At 41.2% G+C, this 17,387-nt stretch carries 17 protein-coding genes, 2 tRNA genes and 1 other RNA gene; 10 read left to right on the forward strand and 10 right to left on the reverse strand.

Annotation, left to right across the window (positions count from 1 at the left end; translation table 11 throughout):
* Nucleotides 1–143: 143 nt before the first annotated feature.
* Entirely contained in the window at nt 144–1,370 is a 1,227-nt protein-coding gene (gene lysA / locus ACQP6D_RS09595; protein WP_427858053.1) for a diaminopimelate decarboxylase, read from the reverse strand.
* On the reverse strand, nt 1,363–1,533 hold the full coding sequence (lptM, locus tag ACQP6D_RS09600; RefSeq protein WP_100140802.1) for an LPS translocon maturation chaperone LptM: 171 nt from the start codon (nt 1,531–1,533) through the stop codon (nt 1,363–1,365). The genes lysA and lptM overlap by 8 nt, the downstream gene beginning before the upstream one ends.
* A gap of 130 nt (nt 1,534–1,663) precedes the next feature.
* Here lptM and cyaY point away from each other — a divergent pair, with 130 nt between their 5' ends.
* From cyaY to ACQP6D_RS09630, 6 genes are all read left to right on the forward strand, one after another.
* Nucleotides 1,664–1,987: an iron donor protein CyaY gene (cyaY, locus tag ACQP6D_RS09605; protein ID WP_267392032.1), complete on the forward strand. Its 324-nt coding sequence runs from the start codon at nt 1,664–1,666 to the stop codon at nt 1,985–1,987.
* 19 nt (nt 1,988–2,006) lie between these two features.
* Nucleotides 2,007–2,906 carry a LysR family transcriptional regulator gene (locus ACQP6D_RS09610; RefSeq protein ID WP_267392033.1) on the forward strand — a complete coding sequence of 300 codons (900 nt, stop codon included), beginning with the start codon at nt 2,007–2,009 and terminating at the stop codon, nt 2,904–2,906.
* 601 nt (nt 2,907–3,507) lie between these two features.
* Nucleotides 3,508–4,629, forward strand: coding sequence for a T6SS immunity protein Tli4 family protein (locus ACQP6D_RS09615; RefSeq protein WP_427858054.1), 1,122 nt, complete (start codon nt 3,508–3,510; stop codon nt 4,627–4,629).
* 600 nt (nt 4,630–5,229) lie between these two features.
* Nucleotides 5,230–6,195, forward strand: coding sequence for a thiamine-phosphate kinase (gene thiL / locus ACQP6D_RS09620; protein ID WP_267392035.1), 966 nt, complete (start codon nt 5,230–5,232; stop codon nt 6,193–6,195).
* Nucleotides 6,179–6,700 carry a phosphatidylglycerophosphatase A family protein gene (locus tag ACQP6D_RS09625; RefSeq protein ID WP_427858055.1) on the forward strand — a complete coding sequence of 174 codons (522 nt, stop codon included), beginning with the start codon at nt 6,179–6,181 and terminating at the stop codon, nt 6,698–6,700. Before thiL ends, ACQP6D_RS09625 begins: the two co-directional genes overlap by 17 nt.
* A gap of 144 nt (nt 6,701–6,844) precedes the next feature.
* On the forward strand, nt 6,845–7,390 hold the full coding sequence (locus tag ACQP6D_RS09630) for a ZapG family protein (RefSeq protein ID WP_427858056.1): 546 nt from the start codon (nt 6,845–6,847) through the stop codon (nt 7,388–7,390).
* A gap of 72 nt (nt 7,391–7,462) precedes the next feature.
* On the opposite strand, the gene ACQP6D_RS09635 is transcribed toward ACQP6D_RS09630, so the two are convergent.
* A complete protein-coding gene (locus ACQP6D_RS09635) occupies nt 7,463–8,881 on the reverse strand; it encodes an exonuclease domain-containing protein (protein WP_427858058.1) in 1,419 nt (472 codons plus the stop codon).
* 220 nt (nt 8,882–9,101) lie between these two features.
* On the opposite strand from ACQP6D_RS09635, the gene ACQP6D_RS09640 reads away from it, so the two are divergent.
* A tRNA-Arg gene (locus ACQP6D_RS09640) sits at nt 9,102–9,178 on the forward strand.
* 5 nt (nt 9,179–9,183) lie between these two features.
* Nucleotides 9,184–9,258, forward strand: a tRNA-Glu gene (locus ACQP6D_RS09645).
* Nucleotides 9,259–9,361: 103 nt separating this feature from the next.
* Here the strand turns inward: ACQP6D_RS09645 and ACQP6D_RS09650 are convergent.
* The 4 genes from ACQP6D_RS09650 to ACQP6D_RS09665 all read right to left on the reverse strand — a co-directional run bounded on the left by ACQP6D_RS09650 (nt 9,362) and on the right by ACQP6D_RS09665 (nt 12,302).
* The gene (locus tag ACQP6D_RS09650; RefSeq protein ID WP_427858059.1) at nt 9,362–10,078 is read right to left on the reverse strand and encodes an SIMPL domain-containing protein; all 717 of its coding nucleotides are present in this window, start codon (nt 10,076–10,078) and stop codon (nt 9,362–9,364) included.
* Nucleotides 10,079–10,197: 119 nt separating this feature from the next.
* Nucleotides 10,198–10,295, reverse strand: an RNA gene (gene ffs / locus ACQP6D_RS09655) — signal recognition particle sRNA small type.
* 165 nt (nt 10,296–10,460) lie between these two features.
* Nucleotides 10,461–10,787 (reverse strand): hypothetical protein, encoded by a 327-nt coding sequence (locus ACQP6D_RS09660; RefSeq protein ID WP_427858060.1) that lies wholly within the window; start codon nt 10,785–10,787, stop codon nt 10,461–10,463.
* A gap of 105 nt (nt 10,788–10,892) precedes the next feature.
* Nucleotides 10,893–12,302 carry a DEAD/DEAH box helicase gene (locus ACQP6D_RS09665; RefSeq protein ID WP_370386576.1) on the reverse strand — a complete coding sequence of 470 codons (1,410 nt, stop codon included), beginning with the start codon at nt 12,300–12,302 and terminating at the stop codon, nt 10,893–10,895.
* 425 nt (nt 12,303–12,727) lie between these two features.
* On the opposite strand from ACQP6D_RS09665, the gene recA reads away from it, so the two are divergent.
* Nucleotides 12,728–13,777 carry a recombinase RecA gene (gene recA / locus ACQP6D_RS09670; protein ID WP_367431260.1) on the forward strand — a complete coding sequence of 350 codons (1,050 nt, stop codon included), beginning with the start codon at nt 12,728–12,730 and terminating at the stop codon, nt 13,775–13,777.
* 232 nt (nt 13,778–14,009) lie between these two features.
* Nucleotides 14,010–15,485, forward strand: coding sequence for an anthranilate synthase component I (gene trpE / locus ACQP6D_RS09675; protein ID WP_427858061.1), 1,476 nt, complete (start codon nt 14,010–14,012; stop codon nt 15,483–15,485).
* A gap of 175 nt (nt 15,486–15,660) precedes the next feature.
* Here the strand turns inward: trpE and modD are convergent, their stop codons facing one another.
* From modD to ACQP6D_RS09690, 3 genes are all read right to left on the reverse strand, one after another.
* Entirely contained in the window at nt 15,661–16,506 is an 846-nt protein-coding gene (gene modD / locus ACQP6D_RS09680; protein ID WP_427858062.1) for a ModD protein, read from the reverse strand.
* A gap of 135 nt (nt 16,507–16,641) precedes the next feature.
* The gene (locus ACQP6D_RS09685) at nt 16,642–16,881 is read right to left on the reverse strand and encodes a hypothetical protein (RefSeq protein ID WP_427858063.1); all 240 of its coding nucleotides are present in this window, start codon (nt 16,879–16,881) and stop codon (nt 16,642–16,644) included.
* A 309-nt stretch (nt 16,882–17,190) separates the two neighbouring features.
* On the reverse strand, nt 17,191–17,387 hold a 197-nt coding region (locus ACQP6D_RS09690), incomplete at its 5' end, for a hypothetical protein (protein ID WP_427858064.1).

Genomic DNA, 17,387 nt, shown 5'->3' on the forward strand with positions numbered 1-17,387 from the left:
ATAACCAGATACAATAACAGCAAATATCAGGAATGAATAAAAAAATTTATCTATCTGGAGAAAATATAGCGTATTGGCCTAAGGATTGAGCTAATACGCTGTTAATAGATTTATGCGATGATATTTAACTGTTACTGGGTTGTTTACAAACAGGCCTTTTCAGGACCCAGCAAATCAGTGAGGTTTTCACGTTGACGAATTAATTTATATTCTGCTCCATTTACCAGTACTTCTGCCGCTCGACAGCGGGTATTGTAGTTACTGGCCATACTCGATGCATAGGCACCTGTACTTTTAATCAACAGTAAATCACCAGCTTTAGCAGCAATGGTGCGGTCTTTGGCCAGAAAATCACCAGATTCACAGATCGGACCGACCACATCAGCGGTTAATTCATCTGCTGATGTCTGGTTGGCATTAACAATGGCGTGATAAGCCTGATAAAGCGATGGGCGCATCAAATCATTCATGGCGGCGTCGACGACAACGAAGTTCTTTTCCTCGCCATGTTTAATGTATTCAACAGTAGTCAGTAAAGTGCCGGCATTACCAATTAGACTGCGACCCGGCTCCAGCATTAGCTGCAAATGACGACCAGCCAGCAAACGCTCTACGGCAGCAGCATAAGCAACTAAATCCGGCACATTTTCGTTTTGATAAACAATACCGACTCCACCACCTAAATCAATATGTTCTAGGTGAATATTTAATGTGGCCAGTTTATCAACCAGCAGCAGCATGCGTTCCAGTGCTTCAACTAATGGCGATAAATCCGTTAACTGTGACCCGATGTGGCAGTCGATTCCAGTTATCTGCAGATGCGGTAAAGTGGCTGCCAGTTGGTAAGCTGCTATGGCATCTTGATAGGCAATACCAAATTTATTAGCTTTTAATCCGGTAGATATGTACGGATGAGTATGCGCGTTAACATCAGGGTTGATGCGCAAAGATATCGGGGCAATTTTGTCCAGTCTGGCTGCAATGGTATTGATGCGTTCTAGTTCCGGCAATGATTCAACATTAAAGCAGCGAATATTTTGCTTCAGCGCCCATTCTATTTCGGCACAGCTTTTACCCACGCCGGAAAAAATAATTTTTTTGGTATCGCCACCTGCAGTTAAAACGCGCTGTAACTCACCTCCGGAAACGATATCAAAGCCACAACCTAATCGAGCAAAATAGCGCAAAATAGATAAATTACTATTAGCCTTAACTGCATAGCATATTAAGGGCTGTAAAGCGGCAAAAGCCTGCTGGTATTGATTAAGGGCCGCAGTCATGGCTTGCTGGCTGTATACATACAGTGGTGTACCGTATTCAGCAGCTAAAACGGAATAGGGTATTTGCTCACAATGGAAAGAATCAGTCATGTTTAGGTAGTGTTTTCTGGTCAATTGGGTCGATGGTCAAGCCGGTTTGTATTACGCCGTATTTGGCTTTATCACCTTCTTTAGGCAGATATAAGTCACCTTTATAGCCACAAGCAGACAAAAAACAGGTTGCAAGCACACTTAAAAATAAAAAACGAAGCATTAATCTGGCTCACTTTGATTTGAATGGCCGGTACGGCAAATTGCCATCACGGATAAAACTAGGATTTAGCCATATTATATGGCAAGATAACAGCTTGAATGTAATAAAATGTAGAGTTACGGTAAGCGAAATGACCGAAAGTGAATTTTTACAGTATAGCGATGAGCTGTTTGGTTATATTGATGAATGTATAGATACTGGTGGGTGGGAGTTGGATTGTGAGGCAGGTGGTAATGTACTCACTATTGAGTCCGACAACGGTGAGCAGATTATTGTTAATCGTCATGTGGCTACTCAAGAATTATGGATTGCTGCAAAAAGCGGTGGTTATCATTTTGCTTACCACGAAGGGCAATGGATTTCTGGTCGTGATGGCAGTGAATTTTTTGCAGTATTAAGCCAGGTATTATCAGCTGCCTGTAATGATACGGTGCTGATACCGGTATTAAACTAATTTATACAAATGGGCGACTATGTTACACACCTTGATAAAACATGATTTAAAGGCTTTACAGGCATTTGTAGCCATTGTGGAGTGTCAGGGTGTTACTGCTGCTCAGAAGCGGCTTAATATGTCGCAGTCAGCCATCAGTACTCATCTGGCGCATCTTGAAGAGAGTCTAGGCGTGGTGCTATGCCGGCGTGGGCGTTCCGGTTTCGCCTTAACCAAAGCTGGCCATCAGTTATATGAAGCTTGTACATTACTGCTTCAGGCAACCAGTGAATTTCACCGTGAGGTACAGAACATTAAGTGGCACCGCTCAGTGTTGTCTGGTACTTTGCGTATTGGACTAGTGGAATATCTGCCGGTAGATTTTCAGAATATCCTTAATAAGGTCATTGCCAGTGCATATCAGCATTATCCGGAGCTACGGCTGTCAATAGATATTTGTGCACCGCAGGATATTGAGATTGCCATCGCCAATAATCAGATGGATTTTGGTGTTGGTTATTATTACAGCCTATTAAAGAATCTCCATTATCAACTGGTATTTGAAGAACGTGAGTATATTTATTGCCATATATCTCATCCAGCAGCTAAAGTGAGTGATTTAACATTAAATTTATTAGCTGAAGACTATCAATGGGTAAAACGTATTTATGCTCGGCAGCAAGAAGGTAATAGTTTGATGACAGGTAATACAACTGCTGTGGCTCATAAACAGCAAGCTACACTGATGTTTATTCTGGCAGGTAGCCATCTTGGCTTGTTATCTGAAGAAGTAGCGGAGTCTTATGTACGTAGCGGTGTATTAATACCACTGTTGACCCAGCAGGCTGCTAATATAGTAAATTATTTTGCTGTAACACGCCCGACCCCTGATCCTAGGGTAAACTGGTTTCTAGGAGAGCTGAGCGGGCTTTTGCCCTGACTTAGAATTGTTTTCGCTAATAAAATTTTCTAATCCATTTTGTTTGTGCCATTTATTTTAATAACCAATAAGCATTTGTACTATAGAATGAGTGACTGTTCCCCGCTGCCAATAATCGGTCAAATAGATTTTCCGCGCAAAACTCCTAATTAAAGTAAAGCTAGCACAACAATTCTTTTTCATAGCTAATTGCAAATATAAAAGAGTATAAGTAAAAGCTAAAGGAGATTAATTTAGCGGATGTGCGCAATAGCTGAAGCCAGATAAAAAACTTTTTTCTTGGTAAGAAATAACTCTATTTTTTACCTAAACGGATAGATAAAGTTATTGTTGCAGCCATTGTATTGGTTGCTGTTTAGGCGGTATTAAAGTGTATCAGTTATCGTACATTAATTGAAAAGACTTAATTCACAAACAGGCTAACAGCTGTATGTGCATAGAGATAATTTATATTATTTTGAAGGGCGCTTTATATGGGACTGGTGGAAGATTTAGATTCGAGCAAATAATGCTATTTATATGCAAGAAAATATTTTGAATTAACTATATAAAGAAGTTAATAAACCAGAATATTCTTCATAATGAAAAAGGTGCCTCTAGCATGAACACATTAACCCCCTTAAAAAAAAAGGGAGCCGTCACGATTGCTCTGTTGTTAACATTAATCAGTTGTCAGTCATTTAACAAAAATATCAAAAAATTGACTTTATCAGCAAACGAACAGCAGCAGGTTGATGCTTTACTAAACAATTCCCCGACACGCTGTGTTGGCACTTATTTAATTGATTTTCCTGCGGCATTTAAAGTCAATAATGAAAGCCTGTTTTATTATAAAGGCACGGGTGATTTTGTGATTACCACCCAAAAGCAGTATTTACCGCCGTTTAAACAGATGATCGCCCAGCGTGAGCAGGCGTTAAAAGATACTAAAACGATTGACCCGACCGATAGCCCCTATTTAAAAGCGGTGTATCCGGTACAGACTAAAATGCAAGGGATTATTTTTGAACGGATGGAGAGTCCAGGTACCGATGATTCTGCCAGAATTCTTGAGGGTTACCGCTGGCAAGACGAAGTGACGTTAAAAATAGAGATGAAAGCGCAAAACGGTTCTGATAAAAAACATGATGAAAATCGGATGAAATATCCAGAACTCTATACAAATGATGTCCCAAAAAAATTACAAGAACTACGCCAACTGTTTAAGCGAATTCAGCCACGTGATGATTTAAGTATTCCAATCACACCAGGCTTTTGTTTGTTACATGGATTTATGCAAGGTGAGGATAGCGAATGGAAAGATACCGGGGTTACTTATCGGTATAATGAGGACAATAATTTTTATTTTAGTATTTCGTATAACAATTATAAAGGTTTCTATAAGCTACTTGATCAAGCCGAAAGTTACGTAACCGATGATCGGGGGCACACTATTTATAAGGGCACGCGCGAAAGTCAAGGTTTGCTGTTAGAAGAGTGGTTAACCAAAGGGCAGTTTTTTTCGGATGAATCAGGTTATGAGTCAGATGACTGGTGGTATAAGTTTACATTAGGTATAAATATGCTGGATCCAACCTATAAAACGCCACAGTTGCAAATCAAAATGTATTATAAAATTCCCGAAGATGAAACTCAGGGGTATACGCAAGAGCAATTGATGGTGATTTGGCGAGAAATTACCAACAGTATTCGGGTGCGCGCGGGTGCTTTTGGATTGGAGTAAAGATAAATAATAGTGATATTGCCTTAATTTATTGAGGTATTTTCTAATTTGCTTGAATAGTAGTTCAATACTCGATCACAAACGGCGGTGGTAGTGTCCTCTAAAATGTGACGCTCTCCTTTGATGAGCCATCATTTTAATGAACAGTTTAGTTAAACCATTATTTCAGTTTATTTTCAAATTGAACAGGAGATAAATAATTTAAATGCGAATGTTTTGTCATCCGGTTAATGTAGGCTTCACAATACCACAACCGCATCGATTAGCCTTTTTCGACGCGATTAATAAATATCGTGATGACATTGGTTTGGTGGTTTTGATGTTGGCAATATAGCAATTATTTTTGTTTCTGTAGAATAATTGCTTATATATTGTTCAGTTATTATTATTTGAAGATGGCGATTATTCCTTGCTTTGTAAGTACCATATTGTCATTTTTTTAAATAATATGGGAATTAATCAAGCTTTGGAATAAAAAAATAAAGATTGCATATTTGGTTATTCATACAATTATCAGTATATTTAAATACAAGCTTTTGTGGCACGATAAGCTAAGAATCTTTAGAATTATCCTAGATTTTAGATAAAATTGGATATTTGGTGACAGAATTTGATTTCATTCAACAATATCTCTACCGGCAGCAGCAGGATAACGAACTGGTGTTGGGTATTGGTGATGATGCGGCCATTGTGCGGCCACGCAGTGGCTATGATTTGCATTTCAGTACAGATATGCTTGTGGGAGGAACCCATTTTTTTACAGATGTTGCCCCAGAAGATCTGGCGCATAAGGTATTAGCTGTCAATTTTTCAGATATGGCTGCTATGGGTGCTACTCCTCGCTGGGCTCTATTAAGCGTGGCATTACCGGAGCTGAAGCAAGACTGGTTAACCGCTTTTTGTGATGCATTGTTTGCACTGGCACGTCAATTTGGTGTTACCTTAATAGGAGGAGATACCACTAAGGGTAATTGGGTATTTAATGTTACCATTATTGGTGAAACACCACGCCAACAGGCATTACGCCGAGATGCAGCACAACTGGGTGATGATATCTGGGTGACTGGATTGCTGGGTTTGGCTGCGGCTGCTCTGGATGTGTACTTGCATAAGACTTCTTTACCAGCTGCAGTATTTGCTCAGTGTGAAGCTAAACGACTGCGTCCGGAACCTCGTGTTGCATTAGGAAAAGAGCTTTTATCACTGGCACATGCGGCACAGGATATATCTGATGGTCTCGCACAGGATATCAATCATATTCTCAAAGCCAGCAATGTTGGTGCAACAATAAATGTTGATTTGATTCCTTCATTACCAGATCTACGAATATCTGATGCATTTCTTCCGGCTCAGCTATACCATTGGCTTTTGGCTGGTGGTGACGATTATGAGCTGGTATTTACCGCTGCGCCCAGCCAACGTGAGGCAATTATGGCTGCAGCCAACAGAGCTACTACATCAGTAACAAAAATAGGTACCATTACCGCAGGGCGTGAGCTGCAATTAATTAATCATGCTGGCAATGTGATTCAGCTACAGCATCAGGGATTTGATCATTTTGGCTAATTCAGAAACGACTACACCTTTTGTTACCCCGACATGGCACTGGTTATGTAAGCATCCAGTGTGTTGGCTGGGCTTTGGCTTTGGTAGCGGTCTGGCACCTAAAGCACCTGGTACATTTGGGACGCTACCAGCATTGCCCTTGGCTTCATTGTGGCTCATGCTCGGTTTTTCGTTCTGGTACAACATTGTGTTTGCTGTCTTTCTTTTTCTGGTGGGTATATTTATTTGTGATTACACTGAAAAAGCATTACACCGACAAGACTATGGTGGCATAGTCTGGGATGAAATAGCTGCCATGGTGCTGATTTTATTCTGCATACCAGCTGGCTGGATATGGTGGTTGGCTGCATTTGCGGTTTTTCGCTTTTTTGATGCAGTTAAACCTTGGCCGATTCGCTGGTTTGATAAGCGTGTCCATGGTGGTTTTGGGATTATGCTTGACGATTTGATTGCGGCTCTGTTCAGCTTAGTGGTGTTGTTACTGAGCGTCTATCTAATGATTTAACCAAATACAAATGTTGAAAATGTTTAGAACGACTAAATTTGAGCCATATAGCCGTAAATTAAATTACTTTATAGCTTCGATGGCTGTTATAGTCACAGCCGCTAGACATAACAAAAGCGATATTGATTGGAAAAGGAAAACAGTATGAATGGTCAGCTTTGGTTATATGTATCTTTAGCTGCAATAATCGGATTGTTGCTTGGATTGGGTTTGATGTGGTTAATTCTGCGCCGTGGAAAACAGCACCAGCACTATCAGGCCGTGAAAACCAGTTTTGATAACTATCGTCAGCAGGTAGACAAACATTTTATTGATACGGCTAATGCTATAGATGAAATGAATTGTAGTTATCAGAAAGTATTACAGCTATTAAATGCAGATGCGAAGCAATTAATGGAAAAAAAAGTCTTACAGGAGCAGCTGCGCAAACGTGCTGACAAGAGCATTACATTGGATTTCATGAGTAAAGGGGTGAATAAAAACTCTCCGGCTGATGCAGAATCATCCTTACCCTATACTGATATTACACAGGCAGCGGTTATACCGATTAATGGAATGCCGGACCAAGTGCCTGATCGCATCGGCCCCAATGTTGTGCACACGCATGAACAGCTGACTCAGCCCAAAAATTCCGTTCGGGACAATATAGCGACAACTAAAAACGAAGACTTACAGCAAAGCAAATTTTGAATACAAAATTATCATATTACTGAACGCAGCAGGTTGTGACAGCTCATAAATACAACCTGCTGCTTTATTTCCTTAACAGATAAACTTAATATTTGTAGGTTTTTTCAGCCGTTGCTTCAGAAGTTTTGGTAGCAGCGGATGGAAGTACCAGTGTTGTTCATCCAGTCGAATGCAACCTGCCTGAGCTTCAATGATTACGTTGTTATCTGTAACAGCATCAATTTCAGTCAGCTGCAAATGGTGCCATTTGCCCCAGTCACAAACTGGTAATAACGGCGCATACTTTAAAACCAGCTTATTGTGTTTCTGGGTAGCAGCATCCTGTCGGCAATTACCATCACATAACCCTGCTGCCTGTTTAGGGCAGGGTTCATCTTGGGCAAGACTTTGTGGCGTTATATCGAGCACCGCCGGACACAAATCATACTGGCGAGCCCATTCTGCCAGTGCTCGCTTGGCTGCCCGTGGATGAACAAATAATCCAAACGGTGGTTGAGACAGGATCCCTTCTCTGAGGTGAACAATCCGAGCCTGCAGCTGACCATGAAAGTTTGGAACAAAAGTAACTGTATACCATTTCGCTGGTGCACTTTTTGCATCCGTACAACTATATCCATGATGCAACAAATAATAGCCTTGCAGCCAAACTGCATGCAATGTACTTACTGAAGGAATAAAATCTACGCTTCTAGCTAGCGACCAATCCTTAAAATTATTTTTATGCTGGAGTAGCGTGCACATATCAGTAAATGCACGTTCCACTAACCTTATTTTGGTGTTTTCCTGCTGATTTGGCTGCCATAGAATTAGACCTGCACAATCTGGTAAAGAATACAACTGCTGGTGTAATTCTGATTGAAGCCATGAAGGCAGAAAACCAGGTTTAATCAATGTTTGCCAGTGGGTCATCCAAACTGATATGGTTTTTTCTTTTAAGCTGTATTGTAAAAATTCAGCTAGAGCTATGACATCACCCATTGCCCGATGGCGTTTTGCAGCATCAATCTTAATTGCAAAGCGTTCAATAATGCTGTCTAGATTATGCTTAAAATATTGCGGATACAATTTGCGTGAAAAAGGCACAGTGTCTAGGGTAGGGGCAGCAAAGTTAATCTGGCAATGGGCAAAGGCATGGCGCAAAAAAGTGTAATCAAAGCGGCTGTTGTGAGCGACCAGTAAGTGCCCTCTTAATAAGGGTAATAATTCTGGGGCAATATCAGTAAAAACTGGCTTATCCTGCACCATTTCATTACTGATGCCGGTTAACTGAGTAATGAATTCGCTAATAGGCAGCTGTGGATTAATTAGCCACTGATGACGGCTGATACAACCTTCATGAAACCTCAAAATGGCTATTTCAGTAATCCGGTCATTTTCAAAGTGACCACCGGTGGTTTCCAGATCAACAATCGCAACTGGCAACGGCAGCGTGAACAAAACCGCTGCCAGCTCCGTAAATGCAGCGGCGTCATAATTGACAGCATGATTCATGACGCAAACAAATAACGCATAAAGAATAAGTATTTTATCTTAAAATGAATGCAAGTACAGCTAATAAACTATATAAAATGCATATTTAATCCTGTATTCAACACCCTTAAATCAAAGAATTCTTTTTCATCAAAACAATACATTGCCTATTATTAATTTTTTTTGAGCATCGCTAGTATTGACACTGGAGTCAATGTTGCCTATACTGCACATCTTTCACGCACCCGTAGCTCAGTTGGATAGAGTATCTGGCTACGAACCAGAGGGTCGGGCGTTCGAATCGCTCCGGGTGCACCAAATCCGCGCCCATCGTCTAGCGGTTAGGACATCGCCCTTTCACGGCGGTAACCGGGGTTCGATTCCCCGTGGGCGTGCCAGTTTAAAAGAAAAGCCAGTTCATTCGAGCTGGCTTTTCTTTTATCTTTCGTATTCAACTAAAGTCAATAACATGGATATAGTTAAAAGAGCATTGAAGCGAGATTAGGGTAATCCGGTCACCTGTATCTTTCCATTAATGTTTAGAGTTAATTGGGTTTCTCCAGCTGCAACGTCCTGAATTGGAGCAGAGTTACTAGCTCGGCTCATCATCATAGGGCTAGCATAAGAGTTATAATTTCGACCGCTCTGGCTGCTGCCTATACTCATATTCACTACTTTGTATCCATGTCCACCTAAATCATGAGTAATCTGTCGGGCTCGCTGCTGAAAAAGGGCAATGGCCTGCTGGGTCAATTTTGCTTCATTATTTTGCAGAGTAGCATCTGCAACCTGATAATCAATACCTTCAATCGCTGCCACTTTCTGTACTTCAGCAGCAAAACGATTTAGAGCAGATAAATTAGTACTTTTAATTTGTATCAGGGCAAAATCCTGCCAGCCATTGTCTATTCTCTTATCTTTTTGATAATCAAATCTAGGCTCAACCCTGCGGGTTAGCTGAGTGGTATTGAAATCCTCATGCCGGCGAGCAATGGCCAAAACCTGATTCAATTGATTAGTAACGTTACTGCTTACTTGTTGCCTGTTTATACCCTGCTGCTGAATTTTGAGTAGCAACACCATTTCATCGCGAGCTACAACTTGTTTCGCATCTGCGGTTAACTCAACGACACCATAATTCAGTCCTTCTGCCATGGAATTAAAACCACTAACAGACAGTATTATTGCGTACAAATAGGAAGAGTATCGAATATTCATTGTGTTAACTCTTGTTGTAATCAGATTGATGCAGATTAACAAAGCAGCAGAGTAAATACAATAATCAATTGATGAAAAGGAGAATAAGGAAATAAAAGATAGAATTTATTAGAGATGAGGGTGGCGAGCCAGACCCCCGGCACTGGTCGCTTTAAGCTGGGCTGCTTGCTTCCGCACCTGACCCGTTGTCCTAAATAACCATGCGGGGAGACCCGCCACAACAGCGCATTATACCAATAGTTGGATTAATCTCCAAATTTTTTCTATTGTAAATTAAAAAAGCCAAAAAAATTCAGCTATTTTTTGACTCCTTAAAATATTTATTATTTCGGTTACCTATAGAAAAACATTTTAAGAAGTTACATTTTATTTTAATTATCATTTAAGGTTTTTTTACTTTAATTATATCAAATCCTACGTTTCTCGGATCTTGAGATTTTTGATTTAAATATACACACCAACCACCTATTAAATTTCCATCTCCATAATTTTTATCAATACGAGCAAAGTGATATCCGCGTGACAACCAAACTTTGCCACCTAACGATTGAGCACAGGCAGCTGGTGCAGGAGTGTTTTTATCCTGTAAACGATATTGAAAATTCCCTTCGAAAAAATCCATTACATAATATTCTTCCCCTGCGAAACAAGCAGAAATAGCTGTAGTAAATAAACAAAAACCCAGGGTAAATTTCAAAAAATTTTTCACTACTTTTCCTTTATGATTTATAACTATTTAATTTACATTATTCTAGCATGGTAAGAAATAATATTATACACAATTCAATATATTAATTAATTATATTAAAATTAACTAAATACGGATTTTTGTTTTTCGAGCGCCAAAATTTGGTTGCAACAGAGCACATTGCGGATGATTATGCCGGCTAAAGCGGCGTGCTCGGCCAGGAATCTGCTGGCAAGTCACACTGACATCCTTATTATCCAATCCTTTATTATTGTTTTCTGAATTAAATTTGTTATTACGTTGATGCTGGTGTGGTGTGTGACTATTACTTTCCACTTTCACGGAGGATGTCTGTACAGCCTTATTTTCGGCCGGAGTCTGTTCCCACCAACGTGGCTCAAAACCCTCAATCCGCTCTATTAAAAGGTCATTTCCGGTCAATTCCTTTATCGCACCGAATACTTTCTGTTCCTGCTCATCCATTAATGAAATGGCCACGCCTTCTGCGCCGGCACGTCCCGTACGTCCTATTCGGTGTACATAGTCTTCAGCATTCAGTGGCAGTTCATAATTAATTACAAAAGGCAGTTCGGCAATATCCAGTCCTCTAGCCGCCACATCAGTAGCCACCAGAACACGTAAACTGCCTTCCTTAAATTGAGCCAGTGTTTCCAGACGTGTTTGCTGCGATTTATCACCATGAATTGCCTGTGCAGTAATACCCCGTCGGTTTAATTCGCGATTGACCTGATCAACACTTTGCTTGGTGTTGCAGAATACAATTACCTGATTCATGTTCAGGTCGCATATCAGCCGTTGCAGAAGAGAACGTTTGCGTCCACTATCCAATGCAATGATATGTTGCTCCACATTGGCCGAAGTAGTATTTTGTGCTGTTACCTGAATTTTCTCAGGGTGATGCATGAAATCCTGTGCCAGCCGCTGAATTGCCGGTGCAAAAGTAGCTGAAAACAGTAGTGTTTGCCGTTGCGGTGGCAGCATCTGCATAATTTTGCGGATATCATCAATAAACCCCATATCCAGCATACGGTCTGCTTCGTCCAACACCACAATTTCCACCTTGTTCAGTTGAATATTTTTTTGCTGAACATGATCCAGCAGACGTCCTACTGTAGCAATGACAATTTCACAGCCCTGACGTAAATTCTGTTTCTGGATTTCCATATTCATACCACCAAACAAAACCGTCTGGCGTAAAGACAGATTTTTTAGATACCCCTGTACATTCTGGTCAATTTGATCTGCCAGTTCACGCGTAGGTGTCAGTACCAACATACGTACCGGATGCATCGCCGGAGAAGTACTGGTATTTCCATAACACTTTAGTCGCTCCAGACTCGGCAGCATAAATGCTGCGGTTTTTCCAGTACCGGTTTGTGCTGCTGCAAGTAAATCCACACCAGCCAAAGCCTTTGGAATAGCGGCAGATTGGATAGGCGTAGGTTCCTGATAGCCCTGATCAGAAAGTGCAGAGACAATTTCCTGAGATAAGCCCAAATTGGCAAAAGCATTCATATAAGACAACCCCCAGCTGCTGCCAGCAATGACAAGCAACTGTAACGAATTCGATAGAACTAATTACTGAACAAATGTCAGCATTGTGAAAGACAACCTAACAACCGCTATCCGGCCGTCATGGAAGAGTCATAGCAACAACTAAAGTTACTAAAGTAAGACAATAGTGTATCATCTTTATCAACCTCTTATAAACTTGACTGACAACCGTCTGCAATCAATAAAAATTCGTAAAAAATTATTCTGAGGAAATAACTTCATAAGTGGAAAACAGGCAGCAGTCGGACATTTCCACTCACAGCAGACAATAACAAAACTGTAAAATTCAAATACATAGCATAACTAAACTTTTGCTAAACACCTGACCAGAACCTTATGCGATAATTGATTTATTTAATCAATTATAAACAGGCGAGCACAACATCATGTCAGATGAAAAAAGCAAAGCACTGGCTGCGGCCCTAGCCCAAATAGAAAGAAGTTTTGGTAAAGGTTCCATCATGAAAATGGATGGCAGCCATACTGATGAAAACCTTGAAGTCATTTCTACCGGTTCACTTGGACTAGACTTGGCTTTGGGCGTAGGTGGCCTACCCAGAGGTCGTATTGTAGAAATCTACGGTCCAGAATCATCCGGTAAAACCACACTCTGTCTAGAAGCCATTGCTCAATGTCAGAAAGGTGGAGGTACCTGCGCCTTTATCGATGCCGAAAATGCCTTTGACCCCATCTATGCACGTAAACTAGGTGTAAAAGTTGAAGAATTATTGGTTTCCCAACCGGATACCGGTGAACAGGCTCTGGAGATCTGTGACATGCTGGTACGCAGTGGTGGTGTAGATATGGTTGTCGTTGACTCCGTTGCTGCACTGGTACCTAAAGCTGAAATCGAAGGCGAAATGGGTGACAGCCATGTTGGTTTACAGGCTCGTCTGATGAGTCAGGCCTTACGCAAATTAACTGGTAACATTAAAAAAACCAACACACTGGTTATCTTTATCAACCAGATTCGCATGAAAATCGGCGTAATGTTTGGAAACCCTGAAACCACGACTGGCGGTAATGCACTTAAATTTTACTCATCCGTACGATTAGACATCCGCAAAATCGGCCAGATTAAAAAAGGGGATGACGTCATTGGTAACGAAACACGCGTGAAAGTGATTAAAAACAAAGTTGCTCCGCCGTTTAAGCAAGCCGAATTTGATATTTTATATGGCGAAGGCGTAAGCTGGGAGGGAGAACTGATAGATATTGGTGTTAAACTGGGTATCGTTGAAAAAGCTGGTGCTTGGTACAGCTACAATGGCAGCAAAATTGGTCAGGGTAAAGATAATGTACGCCAGTGGCTTAAAGACAACCCAGAAATTGCCAATGAAATCAATTTTAAAATTCGCAACAAAGTCGGTATCACTGCGCAGAATACCGAAGGGCAACTGGACGAAACTGACGGTGAAGCACCAGTTGACGAGTAAACCAGCAAAAAAGCTGCCCATCAAACGGCAGCTTTTTTATTGACAAGTCTGATTTCACTCCAAATAACAGTATATTAAGTCATCTCTCCTACTTGCATGTCATAACAAAAAAGCCTGCGTAAAAAATGCTTTTCATTATGAATTACGCTATGATATGAATCAGTAAAAAACAATAGTTTAAAAGCATCATTATTCTGAGCAAGCATATCAATACACAGACCAAATAAATATCATGATTACCCTAGCTGAATACCAGCAACAGACTGCAGCCGGCTATACGCATATCCCTTTAGTGCAGGAAGTGTTAGCCGACATGGATACCCCCTTATCGCTCTATCTTAAATTAGCAAACAAACCATTCAGCTACCTGCTCGAATCTGTAGTAAACGGCGAGCGGTTTGGACGTTATTCTTTTATAGGTCTACCCTGTGATACCTATTTGAAAATATCTGGGCAAACCACCAATGTATATCAGCAAGCGCAGCTAGTTGAGACATATCAGGGTAATCCACTGCCTTTTATCAACCAATTTCAGTCCCGTTATAAAACACCTGCTATTCCGAATTTGCCTCGCTTTACCGGAGGACTAGTTGGCTATTTTGGTTACGAAACAATATACCATTTCGAGCAGATTGCTCACCGTCTAAAACAAGCAGATAAACCTAACCCCATAGGGACACCAGATATATTTTTATTACTTTCCTTAGAGCTGGCCGTAGTAGATAATCTATCCGGTAAAATCTACCTGATTGTTTATGCAGATACCAGCAAAAAAGACGGTTATCAACAGGCAAAGTCACGGCTTGAGGAACTCCGTACCGCTCTGCGTCAAAGCGTACAATTACCCCTTTCTCTTGGTAGCAAGCGTACAGAAGCTGTACCAGAAACCGGTGCTGAGCAGTACAAAAATTATGTTAAGCAAGTACGGGAATACATTCTTGATGGTGATTGCATGCAAGTCGTGCCTAGCCAGCGCCTAAGTATGCCTTTTCATGACAATCCACTCAGTCTCTATCGTGCTTTACGCACCTTAAATCCTTCACCTTATTTATTTTATTACCATTTTGACGATTTTCATGTGGTTGGTTCCTCACCGGAAATTCTGGTGCGGCGAGAACAGAACAACGTTACCGTACGTCCCATTGCCGGTACTCGGCCTCGTGGAAAAACATCGGAAGAAGATCAGGCGCTGGCACAGGAACTGAGCCACGACCCTAAAGAAGTAGCTGAGCATGTTATGCTAATTGATCTTGGTCGCAATGACGTCGGGCGCATCAGCAAAACAGGACAAGTAAAAGTGACCGATAAAATGGTTATTGAGCGTTATTCTCATGTCATGCATCTGGTTTCCAACGTTGAGGGTGTGTTACAGGATGGCATTTCCAATCTAGATGTACTCGCCGCAACTTTTCCAGCCGGAACACTATCAGGAGCACCCAAAGTGCGTGCTCTGGAAATTATCGAAGAGCTAGAACCAAATAAACGTGGTATCTATGGTGGCGCAGCCGGCTATCTAAGTTTTTCTGGTGACATGGATTTATGTATCGCCATCCGTACCGGAGTTATCAGAAATAACACTCTTTTTGTACAAAGCGGGGGCGGCATCGTATTTGACTCTGATGAAGAACTGGAATGGCAAGAAACTCAGAATAAAGCTAAAGCCGTAATCCGAGCAGCACATATGGTGCAGCAAGGGCTGGATAAATAACCAGTCTTCAGGCTTATACGGTAGATAAAAAACGAGGGCTAAGCTGACATCACCAAAACACACCATCTTAGCCATCGTTAAACCAAATAAAATACAAAAACAAGCAAAGCATTGCATAAGCGGGGTCGATATTACAGAACCAACCCTTGAGCCATAACTTCGACTGAAATTCAACTCAAATAGGTTGTAAACGTACCTTAATATCTATCGGTGGCGCATAATAGGGCGCAGAAGTTACCAATAATAGCGCGCCGGCACGCATATAATCCGCCACATTCATTAACGTAATTCCTCCTGCTGCTGATAGCAAACACCTCGGTGCCAGCGATTGAGCTTGCTGCATTACCAAAGCAAATTGTTCCGGTGAAAACTTATCCAATTGCACAATATCAGGCTGTACATTTAAAGCAGCCACAGCCTCTTCAATATTATCTGCTTCAACAATAATCTTCTTTTCCGGCGCAGACCGCCGGAGTTTAGTCACCATAGCATCCCAGTTATCGGGTTCTGCATAAAAACGGCGATGATTGGCAAATAACAACACCGATTCAGCCGTACCTGCACGATGTAAAATCCCCCCACCATCAATCACCGCCACAATTGCCAGCGTCTTAGTGCCGGGAATATTTTTGCGCGTACAGGCAATCTGTACCAGTGGATTAATAGCCTGAGCCGTGGTCACCATCTGCGCCATATATTGCGCCACACCGCCACACCATTCCAGCACATTTTGTACCACTTTCCAGCCCAAATGCAGCTTTTCTGCTGCGCCGGAAGCCGTCACTAATACAGTACCTGCAGCCACATCTTCCCCATCTTTCACATGAGCCGCCACATCCAGAGCCAGCTTTTGCAACAACCTTACAGCCACAGCCACACCACTTACCCGACCGGCCATCTGCCGACAAAACGTCATCTGTCCTAAACGGTCACCCACACCCAAAGCTCGTGTCGTTAAATCACCATATGCAACATCGTCCAGTAACAGCCTGTCCAGTTCAGCATCAGATAAATAAAACATTCTCTATTTCCCCCTAAAATTAATAAGCAGCATACAAATAAAAACAGCTAATATCCAGAACAGCAGTAAATATAGCCTGCGGAATATTTACACTACGAAACTTTGCTGCCTTACTTTATTATTTTAATATTTTTCTCAATTTGTTAAGAGAGAATCAGAATATCCCATTCCGGTAACATTCTTACGCCAAGGATAAATATCTTTTCGCGTAATACCTCTATTCTCAACAATCGATTGTACTTTCATAGGATGCAACTTCTGAGGAATAATATGCTTTATGTTTTGCACATTTTGTTTACCACTTTCAAAACTACTCTCAAGCAGCAAAATCAAAAAAAACGCATCCACAATTTCGTCATAATATAAACAATACATAATAGACTACTGACAGAGCGCGACCATATCATCAGTATTACCACTGTACCTTCGACCTAATTTAATTTGCAGGTAACTAGATGAAACGATACACATGCTCGAGCAAATGAAAACACGCGTGCATAACCATCAGATGAATCGCTAGTGAAAAAAATCAACTTATAAAAAGCCTGCTAAGGAATAGACCTTAGCAGGCTTAATTTAACGGAAAAAAATAGTAATCGCCGTTTCTAAAAGCCATAAACAGAAAAAAGAAAAGTCAAATACCAAGTCAAAGCACTACAACAGTCAAATCAGAAAGGGATTGAGTCAAATGACTGAATGAAGACCAATAACCGGGGCGAGAGCGGTAAAAATAAAGCTTATTAAAACAGTGGATTGGCAGATTGGATAAAAATAAGCGGAGGAAGTAGTTGACAGGGTGGATGTAGGGGCGTATAGTTCGCCTTCTTCGCTGAGACGCGAGCCGAAACGAACGAAACAGTTTAAAGTAGAACGCAGTCGAA

This window comes from Snodgrassella sp. CS2 (assembly GCF_050310315.1).
Taxonomy (GTDB): domain Bacteria; phylum Pseudomonadota; class Gammaproteobacteria; order Burkholderiales; family Neisseriaceae; genus Snodgrassella; species Snodgrassella alvi_E.

Bases quoted from the DNA above. Each gene is read 5' to 3' on its own strand.
- lysA (WP_427858053.1), bottom strand. From the start codon at position 1,370: ATGACTGATTCTTTCCATTGTGAGCAAATACCCTATTCCGTTTTAGCT.
- lptM (WP_100140802.1), bottom strand. From the start codon at position 1,533: ATGCTTCGTTTTTTATTTTTAAGTGTGCTTGCAACCTGTTTTTTGTCT.
- cyaY (WP_267392032.1), top strand. From the start codon at position 1,664: ATGACCGAAAGTGAATTTTTACAGTATAGCGATGAGCTGTTTGGTTAT.
- ACQP6D_RS09610 (WP_267392033.1), top strand. From the start codon at position 2,007: ATGTTACACACCTTGATAAAACATGATTTAAAGGCTTTACAGGCATTT.
- ACQP6D_RS09615 (WP_427858054.1), top strand. From the start codon at position 3,508: ATGAACACATTAACCCCCTTAAAAAAAAAGGGAGCCGTCACGATTGCT.
- ACQP6D_RS09630 (WP_427858056.1), top strand. From the start codon at position 6,845: ATGAATGGTCAGCTTTGGTTATATGTATCTTTAGCTGCAATAATCGGA.
- ACQP6D_RS09635 (WP_427858058.1), bottom strand. From the start codon at position 8,881: ATGAATCATGCTGTCAATTATGACGCCGCTGCATTTACGGAGCTGGCA.
- ACQP6D_RS09650 (WP_427858059.1), bottom strand. From the start codon at position 10,078: ATGAATATTCGATACTCTTCCTATTTGTACGCAATAATACTGTCTGTT.
- ACQP6D_RS09665 (WP_370386576.1), bottom strand. From the start codon at position 12,302: ATGAATGCTTTTGCCAATTTGGGCTTATCTCAGGAAATTGTCTCTGCA.
- recA (WP_367431260.1), top strand. From the start codon at position 12,728: ATGTCAGATGAAAAAAGCAAAGCACTGGCTGCGGCCCTAGCCCAAATA.
- trpE (WP_427858061.1), top strand. From the start codon at position 14,010: ATGATTACCCTAGCTGAATACCAGCAACAGACTGCAGCCGGCTATACG.
- modD (WP_427858062.1), bottom strand. From the start codon at position 16,506: ATGTTTTATTTATCTGATGCTGAACTGGACAGGCTGTTACTGGACGAT.
- ACQP6D_RS09685 (WP_427858063.1), bottom strand. From the start codon at position 16,881: ATGTATTGTTTATATTATGACGAAATTGTGGATGCGTTTTTTTTGATT.